Genomic DNA, 11,340 nt, shown 5'->3' with positions numbered 1-11,340 from the left:
ATATAGTAGGTAAGAATCTAAATGTAATTTGTAGATTAAAAAAAGCGTCTTGTTGAGAATAAAACAAGACGCTTTTTTTAATCTTACTTTTTCAGGAATTTTGAAAGAATTCCAAAAGCACCTCTTATAAAGGTAGCGCTTGTGAGTACTTTTAAAACTGATTTTCCAACAACTTCAGTAGTGCTGGGTTCTTGTTTGGTAGAAGTTCTGGTTTGAGTTGTTTTGGTCTCTTCCGTTTTTGAATTTTCTTCTTCGATAACAGCAATTTTTTTGTTCAGCATTTCATAGGCGCTTTCGCGATCAATGTTTTCGCTGTATTTTTTTACTAATTTAGATTTTAAATTGATTTCCTGAATTTCACTTTCAGTTAAAACATCCATTCGGCTCATTGGCGCTCTTAGCATTGTTGCGGCAAGAGGAGTTGGAGTTCCTTTTTCGCTTAAAGCTGTCACTAATGCTTCTCCAATCCCTAAGCTGGTTAATATTTCACTGGTATTGTAAAAATCAGAACTAGGATAATTGTCGGCTGTTTGCTTTATGGCTTGTCTGTCGTTTGCCGTGAAAGCTCTTAGTGCATGCTGGATTTTAAGACCTAACTGCGCTAATATTCCACTTGGAACATCCATTGGATTTTGGGTTATAAAGTAAATTCCAATTCCTTTTGAGCGAATTAATTTTACTATAGTTTCAATTTGTTCCAATAATACTTTGCTGGCTTCTTTGAATATTAAGTGTGCTTCATCAATAAAAATAACCAGTTCGGGTTGATCTGCATCTCCTTTTTCCGGCATTTGTTGATAGATTTCGGCTAATAAACTCAACATGAAAGTAGAGAATAGTTTTGGCTTATCCTGAATGTCTGTTAGACGAAGGATATTTACGTAACCTTTTCCATTTTCGTCAATTCGCATTAAATCATCAATTTCAAAAGACATTTCTCCAAAAAACAGTTCGGCTCCTTGTTGCTCTAATTCGATGATTTTTCTAAGAATAATTCCTGTGGTAGAAGTGGATATCTTGCCGTAGCTTTCTGTGATCTCTGCTTTTCCTTCTTCGGTAATGTAATTGATAACTTTTTTAAAATCTTTTAAATCAAGTAATGGCATTTTATTGTCGTCGCAATATTTGAAAATAATAGCAACAACACCAGCTTGTGTGTCATTCAAATCCAGTATTCGGGAAAATAAAACCGGACCAAATTCAGATACTGTTGCCCGTAAACGAACACCGCTTTGTTCGGACAAGCTTAATAGTTCAACAGGAAAACTGGCAGTTTGATAAGGGATGTTAATTGTATTGTGTCTTTCGGTGATAAAGGATTTTTCTTCTCCTTCTTTTGCAATCCCGCTAAAGTCACCTTTTATGTCCATCATTAAAACTGGAATTCCAAAAGAAGACAGCTGTTCTGAAAGTACCTGAATGGTTTTTGTTTTTCCGGTTCCGGTCGCGCCAGCAATCAATCCGTGCCTGTTTAATGTTTTTAATGGGATTTTTACATGAGCATTATTTAAGCCTTCTCCATCTAAAATAGCTCCGCCTAATAATATGCTTTCTCCTTTTGACTGGTATCCCTGTGTTATCTGTTCGATAAATTTGTCGCGATTATTCATGAAAAATGCCTGTGTTTAGAGGTTGTGTATAATGTTATTAATGCTTTTGTAAGGTGGTAAATTAATATTTACTGTAATTTTAATCCTTTTTTTTTGTTAAATGTTAAAAAAAAATATTTTTTAGCTAAAGAAATAAGAATTTAAAAAATTACTCTATAAATCTACAATTTAATAAAATATTCTATCAATATCTTTAATTTTTTATGATGATATTGATAAAAAAACAATGCTAATGTTTTTTAAACATCAATTTACAGTTGATTAATTTGAATATAATGAAAAAAAATTTTTTTATTTCAATGAAACATATAAATTTGCGGGACTACAAGTTAATTATAACTATAATTTAAATTATTTAAAACTATTAAAATTAAAAAAAATGGCAAACGTTAAAAAAGAAAGCAGTTCAAAAGGAGGAGGAATGATTTCAGGAATCATTATTTTATTATGTGTGGCTGTAGGAACTGTGATTTGGAAATTTATCATGGGATCACCTGCAAACTTTGAAGGAGGAAATCCAGAAACAGGTCACCCAATTAACACTTTAGGACAAGTTTACAAAGGAGGATTTATAGTACCGGTTTTATTAGGTATGTTATTGATGGTTATTGTTTTCTCTATTGAGAGATTCTTCGTAATCACTAAAGCTGCCGGAAAAGGAAATTTAGATACTTTCATGACAAATGTACAAGCTAGTATCAAAGGAGGGCATATTGATGAGGCTATTGCTGCTTGTGATAAACAAAAAGGTTCAGTTGCAAATGCAATTAGATCAGCATTAGTTAAATATCAAGATGTTAAAAAAGAAGGATTCAACAGTGAAGAAGCTTCTGAAGTTATCCATAAAGAAATTGAAGAGATCACTTCTCTTGAAATGCCAATGTTAGAGAAAAACATGACTATTATTTCTTCTTTAGTATCTTTAGGTACACTTGGAGGATTATTAGGAACAGTATCTGGTATGATTAAAGCGTTTGGTGCGTTAGCTTCTGCTGGTACTCCTGATCAGGCTGCACTTGCAACAGGTATCTCTGAGGCACTTATCAACACTGCAACAGGTATCTCTACTTCAATCTTAGCTATTGTTGCTTACAACTTCTTTACTGCAAAAATTGACGATTTAACTTACTCTATCGATGAGGCAGGTACTACTATCGTTAATACTTACAGAAAATTCAGAGGAAGTTTGAAACAATAATAATTTTTGATAACATTATTGTATCAAAATAAAAACAAAAAGAATGGCTAAAATAAAAATGAAAAAGAAGTCGACATCGACAGATATGACTGCGATGTGTGATGTTGCATTCCTTTTGCTTACCTTCTTTATTTTGACAGCTACAGCTAAAATTCCTGAGGCGTTACCGGTAGATACACCTGCTTCAACTGTGCAAACAAAATTGCCGGATTCAGAATTAGCAGTAGTTATAATTGGTAAAGATCAAGGTAAAAATAAAGTTTTCTTTGATTTGAAAGGTAGAGAGGTTCGTAAAAGAGCTTTAGAATTGATGGCTGAAAAGTATGGTCTAACTTTTTCAGAAGAAGATAAAACGAAATTTTCTTTAATGACTGATTTTGGTGTGCCAATTCAAAGTCTTAAGCAGATTATTGACATGAAATCTTCTGATCGAGTTAAAGCTGATCAACCTGGTATTCCAATTGATTCTACTGATAATCAAGTGAAAGAATGGATTCTTAATTCTCGTAAAGCTAATAATGAATTGCAAAATGCTATTGGAGGTAAAAAAGAGTTGGAAATAGCAATCAAAGGAGATGCTAAAGAAGAATATCCTGTTATTAAAAAAGTAATGGACATTTTGCAAGATCAACATGTTAATACTTTTAGTTTGATAACTGGATTAAGAGGAAAAGATTTTTAATAAATAAAAATACACTAAAATGGCTGAATTAAATACCGACAGTGGTGGTGATAAAGGCGGCAAGGTAAGAAGTAAAAAGCAAAATTCGAAGGTAGATTTAACTGCCATGGTAGATTTAGCGTTCTTACTTATCACTTTCTTTATGCTTACTACTTCGTTGTCAAAACCTCAATCGATGAGTTTAGGTTTGCCAGATAAAGATCCAAAGGATGATTCTAAAAACGTAAAGGTTGATGAAAACCGTACAATGACTGTGTTGTTAGGAGATAATGATAAAATGTTCTATTACATGGGTATTATCAATACTCCTATGGCTCCTAAAGATATTGCTTACGGTAAAGATGGAATACGTAAAGAATTACTAAAAAGAAAAAAAGAAGTTCTGGCATATTCTACAGCTAAAGGAAGACCTGATCAAGGGATGATTGTGATTATTAAACCTAGTAAAAAATCTACATATAAAAATGTAGTTGATATACTAGATGAAATGGCTATATCTTCAATTCCTACTTATACAATCGTAAATGATTTCTTGCCTGAGGAAACAAAATTGTTAGACGGAAAATAAGAGTAATCTTGTTTTCTTAATAACCTAATAATTAAGAAAAATGAAATTAGATATATTAAAAAATTCATGGGTTGATATCGTTTTCGAAGGACGTAACAAACTCTATGGTGCTTATGATTTAAGAAAATCTAGCGGCAAGACTTCAACAAGAGCTCTTATTATTGGTGCTTTCTTTTTTAGCTTAGCTGTCGCCGCTCCTCTTATCATTAATTTGATTCCTAAAGGAGCTGAGGAAGAAGATCTTTCAATTAAAGAGGTTAAGCTTACCAATGTTAAGTTACCTCCAAAGAAAGTAGAACCACCTAAGTTGAATGCACCACCACCACCACCACCACCACCTGCAGTAGATCAGGTGAAGTTTGTGAAACCGGTTGTTGCAAAAGCAGAAGAAGTTGTAGAAGAGCCACCTAAAATCGTAGATTTAAAAGATAAGAAAACAGGTGCTGAAACTATTAAAGGTGATCCGGATGCTGTTTTAACAGTTGGGCCTTCTGGAACTGGTCCTAAAACAAGTCAAGTTGTTGAGGAGTCAAGCGGTGATGAAATTTATAATACTGCTGGTATTGAAGTGAAACCAGATTTCCCTGGAGGTATGGATAAGTTTTATGCTTTCGTAGGTAAAAACTATCGTACACCAGAAGAAGAAGGTTTGAAAGGGAAAGTTTATGTTACTTTTGTTGTTGAAAAAGATGGTTCGTTAACTGATATTAAAGTATTGAGAGATATTGGATACGGAACTGGAAAAGAAGCGATAAGAGTATTGCAGAAATCTCCAAAATGGAATCCTGGAATTCAAAATGGAAAACCAGTTAGGGTTCTTTACTCTTTACCAATTAGTATAACATCTGGAGACTAATGTTAAAAAATTTTATTACAAATATTAAGAAGAAATCGCTTAAAGAGCGATTTCTTCTCGTTATAGGCATTTTGTTTTTTATGCTTTACTTTGTTTTGGGACTAATTGTAATCTTCATGAAAGAGTTCCCAATACGTATGCCAATGAATTATAGAATTGCTTTTGGTGCGCTTTTAATCGTGTATGCTTTTATCCGTTGTTGGAGAATTATTAATGATAATAAGGAATAGTTATGAAAAAAGTAATGCTGTTGTTTTTAGTTTTTTTCTTTTTAGGAATTGGTCTTTTTATTTCATGTAAACAAAAATCTAATGATAAAGAATCTATCATTAAAGGAAAAGTGACTTTATTGGTAGACGAAACTGTAAAGCCTATAATCGAAGATCAGGTTGCTGTTTTTGAAAGCACTTATGATGCGACAATTGTTTTATCTCCAAAGTCAGAAAAAGAAGTGATACAAACGTTTCTTAAAGATACTACTGGAGTAGCAGTTTTGTCAAGAGAATTAAATGCTGAGGAGATTAAATTTTTTGAGCAAATGAAAATTAAACCTAAAACAACAAAATTTGCTACAGACGCTATTGCTTTAATTTCGAATAAAAAAGATGCTGACACTTTAATAGCTCTGAAAGACGTTTTGGGCTTTTTAAAAGGAGAATCGCAAACTAAGATTAAAGGTTTAGTATTTGATAATCCAAATTCTAGTACAGTGCGTTATTTTACTGATCTTGCTGGTGTCAAAGAAGTTCCTAAAGAAGGAGTTTATTCTTTTAAAACCAATGAAGATGTCGTTAAGTTTGTATCTGAGAATAATGGAATGATTGGTGTTATAGGGGTTAATTGGTTATTACAGCCTACAGCTAAGATTAAGGATTATTTAACTAATATTAACGTGTTAAGTGTGCAAGGTTTAAATAAAAATTCTTATTTTGCGCCTACTCAAAACAATCTGGCCGAGGGTACTTATCCTTTGGCACGTGATTTGTTTATTATTAATTGTCAGGGATACTCTGGATTAGGAATGGGATTTGCTTCGTTTTTAGCTGGAGAAATTGGACAAAGAATTATTTTAAAATCAGGAATGTTGCCTAAGGATATCCCAGGTAGAAAACTGTTAATTAAAAGTAGAATAAAATAATAAGGGGTAAAGAACAAATGAAAATGAATAAATTAAATACAACTAAAATGAACAATTTTAAAATTTTAAGTGTTGCACTTTTTGCTTCTGCTTCTGTGGTAAATGCGCAGGATATCAATGAAGCAAAGAAACAAATTGATGCGGAGCAATACCAAAAAGCCAAGACATCTTTAAAATCAATAATTAAATCAAATCCATCAGAAGGAAAAGCTTTTTTTCTTTTAGGTAACATATATTTGAATCAGTCTGTAATTGATTCTGCTAGCATTACTTACAACGATGGTTTAAAAGCTAAAAATGATGCTCATTTTAATCAAATTGGATTAGGGCAAATTGATTTAGAAAAGAAAGATGTTGCTTCTGCTAAAGCTAAATTTGATATAGCTAAAAATCAGGCTCGTAAAAAAGATTTTGAAGAGTATGTTTACATTGCAAAAGCATATATGAATAATTCAAATCCAGATTATAAAGCGGCTCTTGCAGCTTTGGAATTAGCTAAAGAAAGAAATGCTGCTGAACCACAAGTTCTTTTAGCGTTAGGAGATGCTCATTATGGTGATAAAAATCAAAATGAAGCTTTCTCTGCTTATCGTAATGCTTTTCAGGCAGATAATTCTTTGATTAGAGCAAAAGTTCAATTAGGGGTTTTGTTAAAAGGAGCAAAAGCATATAAAGAAGCTGTTGCTGCTTACAATGAGGTAATTGCTTTAAGTCCAAACTATGGTCCTGTTTACAGAGAATTAGCTGAAACTTACTACTATTGGGCATTAAATGTTCCTGGACGTTATGATGAGTATATTAAACAGGCATTGTCGTACTATGAAAAGTACATGACAATGACCGATTATTCTTTGGCTTCACGTATGCGTCATGCTGATTTCTTGATTTTGGCAAAAGATTACAAAGCTTTAGAGGTTGAAGCTAATAAAATGAAAGAATTGGATAAAGTAAATCCAAGAATCTTGAGATATTTAGGATATGCTGCTTATGAGAACGGACATATCGATGAAGCTATTTCTTCTTTGAAACAATTTATCGATAATCCTAATAACAAAGTAATCTCATTAGATTATTTATACTTAGGTCAGGCGAAAATTAAAAAAGGAACAAGTGCTGATGGATCAACTATTGATCCGGTTTTGTTTGCAGAAGGAACTGAATTAATTAAAAAAGCAGTTGAGTTAGAAAAGTCTATCGCAGTTGATCTTGGAGATTTAGGAAAAGAATTATATGGTAAGAAATTATATAAAGAAGCAGCAGCTATTTTTGAAATTGCTGTAACTGATCCAGAGTCTAAAAATTATTTACTTGATAATTTCTATTTAGGTACTTCTATTTATTTTGCTAATGGAACTTTACCTGAAGGACAAAAAGCAGACCCGATTGCTTTGCAAAAAGCAGATACAGCTCTAGGGAATTTAATTACTGGTTCTCCATCTACTTTAGATGCTTATATTTATAGAGCGAGAGTTAACAGTTTGGCAGATAAACCAGCAATGATGATTCAATATTATGAAGAGTTTATAAAAGTTGCAACTGCAGCTGGAGCAGAAGAATTGGCAAAACCTTCTACTAAAGCGAAATTGACTGAGGCTTACAATACTATTGCTGCTAACTCTGATAAAGAAAAAGCAAAAGAGTATTATGCTAAAACATTAGAGATTGATCCAGCTAATAAGTTTGCTACTCAATCTTTACAATCTTTAAAATAGATTTTAAATTACTTCAAAAAGCCGATAATTTTTAAATTATCGGCTTTTTGTTTTATAAGCATTTAGGATAAATGAAGCATCTCTTTTGTAAATTAGTTATCTTTGCACCCTAAATTATAGAAATGCTAGCAAAAGAAATTCAATTAGAAGTGAATAAAGGAGCAATGCTGCCTTTAATGGAGGAGTTTTATACTATTCAAGGAGAAGGATTTCATACTGGAACAGCAGCTTATTTTGTTAGAATTGGAGGTTGCGATGTGGGATGTCATTGGTGCGATGTGAAAGAAAGTTGGAATGCCGAATTGCATCCGCCAACAGCTTTAGATGTCATTGTTGAAAATGCTAGTAAATATGCTGATACGGTTGTGGTGACAGGAGGAGAGCCGCTAACTTGGGATATGACTTTGTTAACTCAAAAATTAAAAGAAAGAAACAGAAAAGTTCATATCGAAACTTCGGGTGCTTATCCGCTTTCTGGAACCTGGGATTGGATTTGTTTGTCGCCAAAGAAAAATAAATTACCAACTCAAACCGTTTATGATAATGCACATGAGTTAAAAGTAATTATTCATAACAAACATGATTTTATTTTTGCAGAAGAGCAAGCAGAATTAGTAAATGATAACGCAATATTGTTCCTTCAGCCAGAATGGAGTAAAAAAGAAGAAATGACTCCGCTGATTGTTGATTATGTTATGAATCATCCTAAATGGAGAGTTTCTTTGCAAACGCATAAATATTTGAATATACCTTAAAAACAAAGCCAGTAAATTTTACTGGCTTTGTTTTTTATAAACTTAATCTGGCTAGGTAATCATAATGTTCTCCTTCCAGGATTAATTCGCATTGTAATCCATTGGCGAAAGCCGCATTTTGTAAAGTATTATAATCAAGATAAAGCCAGGGGAAAGTGGCTTCTTTTTCTCCTTTATAAGATATTGAAAATTCCAATTCTCCATAATAGCCATTGGCGGGAATTTCATAAGCACCATCTTCGTCTTGATCGAACATATAAATAATGTCGGATGAATCAATAAGAATTTGTCCGTTTGGTTTAAGTAGGCTTTTTAGTTTTTGAAGAAATTGATCTGTTTTTGCTAATGTGCCAAATATTCCGGTACCATTCATTAGTAATAAAATAGTATCGAATTTTTCGTTAGAATCTAAATCGAGAATGTTTGCGGCTTTTACGGAAGCTACACCTCTTAACTGACAAGCTTCTATGGCATTTTTTGAAATATCGATAGCGGTAACATCTAAGTTTTTTTCGTTTTGTAAATACAAACTATGGCTTCCGGCTCCGCAACCTACATCGAGAGTTTTTCCTTTAGTTAATTCTAATGCTTTTTGTTCTAATTTTGGCATTTCATTAAAATCCCGGAATAAATAAGCGACAGACATTTCGTCTTCTTCAGAAATTGAAGTTTCGGTAATTAAATTTTCGGGAGAATTTTTGGTTTTAAAATCAAGTATTGCTTTGCCAAAAAGGTCTTTCATAATTTTTTGTTTAATGTTTAGAGTTTAAAGGTTACTTTTGTGGTTCAACTTTAAATTTTAAAATTGAAACCATCTTTAAATGAAATAGGGAAACTGGCCAAAGATAAGCATATCGAAAACAAAAAGTATTTTGATAAGTTAAAAAAGAAACCGCCAAAGAATTTAGATTATGTAATGCAGGATTTACATGATGCTGAATTTAAAAAAACAGATTGTTTAGAGTGTGCTAATTGTTGTAAAACTACTGGACCATTGTTCACTTTAGCTGATATTGAGCGTATTTCGAAACATTTGAGGCAAAAACCGCAAAGTTTTATTGAGCAATATCTTCGAGTTGATGAGGATAATGATTATGTTTTGCAAAATGTGCCCTGTACTTTTTTAGATACTGATAATACTTGTTTTATATATGAAGTTCGTCCTAAGGCTTGCCGCGAATTTCCGCATACTGATAGAAAGAAGTTTCAGCAAATAACTGCTATTACTTTAAAAAATACGCCTATTTGTCCGGCAGCTTTCAATATTGTTGAAGAGATGAAGAAGAAATTGCCTCTTTAGTAGTTTTCTTCATGAAGAATAATGTATTAACGTCATTTAATATCCTATAAATTTGAACTTAGAATATTTTATTGCCAAAAGATTGATTACTGCAAAAGATAATAAAAGCAGTATTTCGGCACCAATTATAAAAATTGCAATTTCAGCTATTGCTATCGGAATGATTATGATGATTGTTTCTGTGGCAACGGGTATTGGATTGCAGCAAAAAATTCGGGAAAAGATATCGGCTTTTAATGGTCATATCATAATTGCTAATTTTGATACTAATCAATCAGAAGCTACTTTAGTCCCTGTTTCTAAAAAACAAGATTTTTATCCTAAGTTTAATTCTGTTCCAGAAGTTAGTCACATACAAGCCGTCGCAAGTAAGGCAGGAATTATTAGAACAGCTGATGCTTTTGAAGGAATTGTTTTTAAAGGAGTGGGAGTAGATTATAATTGGGTTAATATAAAAGAATATTTAGTTTCAGGAAGATTGCCTAATGTGTCTGCTCAGTTGAATCCTGAAGTTGTAATTTCTCAATATTTAGCTAATAGATTAAAATTGAAAGTAGGCGATAGTTTTAATACTTTCTTTATTAAAGAGGGGCAGAATAAATTACCTAATATAAGACGGTTTAAAATTGTAGGGGTTTTTAATTCGGGATTTCAGGAATTTGATGCGACTTATGTGTTGGGTGATATTCGACATATTCAGCGAATAAATAAATGGAAAAAAGATCAGATAGGCGCTTTTGAAGTTTTTGTAGATGATTTTGATAATATTAGTGAAATAGGTGAGAAAGTGTATGAGCATACAGGTTCTACTTTAGATTCTAAAACTATAGTAGAAAAATACAGTTATATTTTCGAATGGCTTCAATTGTTTGATTTTAATATCGTGGTAATATTGATTGTTATGATATTGGTGGCGACAATTAATATGGTAGTGGCGCTTTTGGTACTAATATTAGAGCGTACACAAATGATTGGGATTTTAAAAGCGATAGGAGCGAGTAACTGGTCAATTAGAAAAATGTTTCTTTATAATGCGTCTTATTTAATTTTTCGTGGATTGTTTTGGGGAAATCTAATCGGGATTTCGATTCTTTTAATCCAAAAGTATTTTGGAATCGTTCAGTTAAATCCGGAGAATTATTATGTAAATCAGGCGCCAGTATATATAAATGTCATTTATATTGTGTTGTTAAATGTCTTGACAGTTGGGGTTTGTTTCTTGGTTTTGTTGATTCCTTCTTATATTATTACTAAGATTACTCCGGTAAAAGCAATCAGATTCGATTAATTTAAGCGCTGGCTCGTATGCAAAAGAGACTAAAATAGTATTTATTGCTGTTTTAGTCTTTTTTATTATTAGCTATTTCCTGCTATCTGCTACAGTCTTTCTTGACTAAAGGTCGTCAAGCAAGGATTTTCACTACTATCAGGGCTAGGGAATGGTGGTTAAAACGAGATTTCACTATTATATATAGAGGAAAAACCTTTGTGAACTTCGTGCTTTCTTCGTGCTCTTTGTGG

At 32.4% G+C, this 11,340-nt stretch carries 11 protein-coding genes; 9 read left to right on the top strand and 2 right to left on the bottom strand.

Going from position 1 to position 11,340, the window contains the following annotated elements:
- Window positions 1–83: 83 nt before the first annotated feature.
- A complete protein-coding gene (locus tag FEM21_RS15660) occupies window positions 84–1,610 on the bottom strand; it encodes a helicase HerA-like domain-containing protein (RefSeq protein ID WP_035662534.1) in 1,527 nt (508 codons plus the stop codon).
- 379 nt (window positions 1,611–1,989) lie between these two features.
- On the opposite strand from FEM21_RS15660, the gene FEM21_RS15655 reads away from it, so the two are divergent.
- The 7 genes from FEM21_RS15655 (at window position 1,990) to FEM21_RS15620 (ending at window position 8,519) form a co-directional block, all read left to right on the top strand.
- The gene (locus tag FEM21_RS15655) at window positions 1,990–2,808 is read left to right on the top strand and encodes a MotA/TolQ/ExbB proton channel family protein (protein WP_035662530.1); all 819 of its coding nucleotides are present in this window, start codon (window positions 1,990–1,992) and stop codon (window positions 2,806–2,808) included.
- A 43-nt stretch (window positions 2,809–2,851) separates the two neighbouring features.
- Window positions 2,852–3,490 carry an ExbD/TolR family protein gene (locus tag FEM21_RS15650; RefSeq protein WP_035662526.1) on the top strand — a complete coding sequence of 213 codons (639 nt, stop codon included), beginning with the start codon at window positions 2,852–2,854 and terminating at the stop codon, window positions 3,488–3,490.
- Between the two features lie 19 nt (window positions 3,491–3,509).
- On the top strand, window positions 3,510–4,058 hold the full coding sequence (locus FEM21_RS15645) for an ExbD/TolR family protein (protein WP_035662523.1): 549 nt from the start codon (window positions 3,510–3,512) through the stop codon (window positions 4,056–4,058).
- A gap of 40 nt (window positions 4,059–4,098) precedes the next feature.
- Entirely contained in the window at window positions 4,099–4,914 is an 816-nt protein-coding gene (locus FEM21_RS15640; RefSeq protein WP_035662520.1) for an energy transducer TonB, read from the top strand.
- A gap of 232 nt (window positions 4,915–5,146) precedes the next feature.
- Window positions 5,147–6,052 (top strand): PstS family phosphate ABC transporter substrate-binding protein, encoded by a 906-nt coding sequence (locus FEM21_RS15630; RefSeq protein WP_035662513.1) that lies wholly within the window; start codon window positions 5,147–5,149, stop codon window positions 6,050–6,052.
- Window positions 6,053–6,099: 47 nt separating this feature from the next.
- Complete coding sequence (locus tag FEM21_RS15625) at window positions 6,100–7,764, top strand: tetratricopeptide repeat protein (RefSeq protein WP_035662537.1); 1,665 nt, start codon at window positions 6,100–6,102, stop codon at window positions 7,762–7,764.
- Between the two features lie 122 nt (window positions 7,765–7,886).
- Window positions 7,887–8,519, top strand: a complete 633-nt coding sequence (locus FEM21_RS15620; protein WP_035662509.1) for a 7-carboxy-7-deazaguanine synthase QueE — start codon at window positions 7,887–7,889, stop codon at window positions 8,517–8,519.
- Between the two features lie 34 nt (window positions 8,520–8,553).
- On the opposite strand, the gene FEM21_RS15615 is transcribed toward FEM21_RS15620, so the two are convergent.
- Window positions 8,554–9,261 carry a class I SAM-dependent methyltransferase gene (locus tag FEM21_RS15615; RefSeq protein WP_035662506.1) on the bottom strand — a complete coding sequence of 236 codons (708 nt, stop codon included), beginning with the start codon at window positions 9,259–9,261 and terminating at the stop codon, window positions 8,554–8,556.
- Window positions 9,262–9,324: 63 nt separating this feature from the next.
- Between FEM21_RS15615 and FEM21_RS15610 the strand changes: the two genes are divergently transcribed.
- Both FEM21_RS15610 and FEM21_RS15605 read left to right on the top strand, forming a co-directional pair.
- Window positions 9,325–9,819, top strand: a complete 495-nt coding sequence (locus tag FEM21_RS15610) for a YkgJ family cysteine cluster protein (RefSeq protein WP_035662503.1) — start codon at window positions 9,325–9,327, stop codon at window positions 9,817–9,819.
- Between the two features lie 52 nt (window positions 9,820–9,871).
- Window positions 9,872–11,107, top strand: coding sequence for an ABC transporter permease (locus FEM21_RS15605; protein ID WP_035662499.1), 1,236 nt, complete (start codon window positions 9,872–9,874; stop codon window positions 11,105–11,107).
- The last annotated feature ends 233 nt before the right edge of the window (window positions 11,108–11,340 follow it).

This window comes from Flavobacterium seoulense, assembly GCF_000695795.1.
GTDB lineage: Bacteria > Bacteroidota > Bacteroidia > Flavobacteriales > Flavobacteriaceae > Flavobacterium > Flavobacterium seoulense.
This window is presented reverse-complemented; position numbering and strand designations above follow the sequence as displayed.

Bases quoted from the DNA above. Each gene is read 5' to 3' on its own strand.
- FEM21_RS15660 (WP_035662534.1), bottom strand. From the start codon at position 1,610: ATGAATAATCGCGACAAATTTATCGAACAGATAACACAGGGATACCAG.
- FEM21_RS15655 (WP_035662530.1), top strand. From the start codon at position 1,990: ATGGCAAACGTTAAAAAAGAAAGCAGTTCAAAAGGAGGAGGAATGATT.
- FEM21_RS15650 (WP_035662526.1), top strand. From the start codon at position 2,852: ATGGCTAAAATAAAAATGAAAAAGAAGTCGACATCGACAGATATGACT.
- FEM21_RS15645 (WP_035662523.1), top strand. From the start codon at position 3,510: ATGGCTGAATTAAATACCGACAGTGGTGGTGATAAAGGCGGCAAGGTA.
- FEM21_RS15640 (WP_035662520.1), top strand. From the start codon at position 4,099: ATGAAATTAGATATATTAAAAAATTCATGGGTTGATATCGTTTTCGAA.
- FEM21_RS15630 (WP_035662513.1), top strand. From the start codon at position 5,147: ATGAAAAAAGTAATGCTGTTGTTTTTAGTTTTTTTCTTTTTAGGAATT.
- FEM21_RS15625 (WP_035662537.1), top strand. From the start codon at position 6,100: ATGAACAATTTTAAAATTTTAAGTGTTGCACTTTTTGCTTCTGCTTCT.
- FEM21_RS15620 (WP_035662509.1), top strand. From the start codon at position 7,887: ATGCTAGCAAAAGAAATTCAATTAGAAGTGAATAAAGGAGCAATGCTG.
- FEM21_RS15615 (WP_035662506.1), bottom strand. From the start codon at position 9,261: ATGAAAGACCTTTTTGGCAAAGCAATACTTGATTTTAAAACCAAAAAT.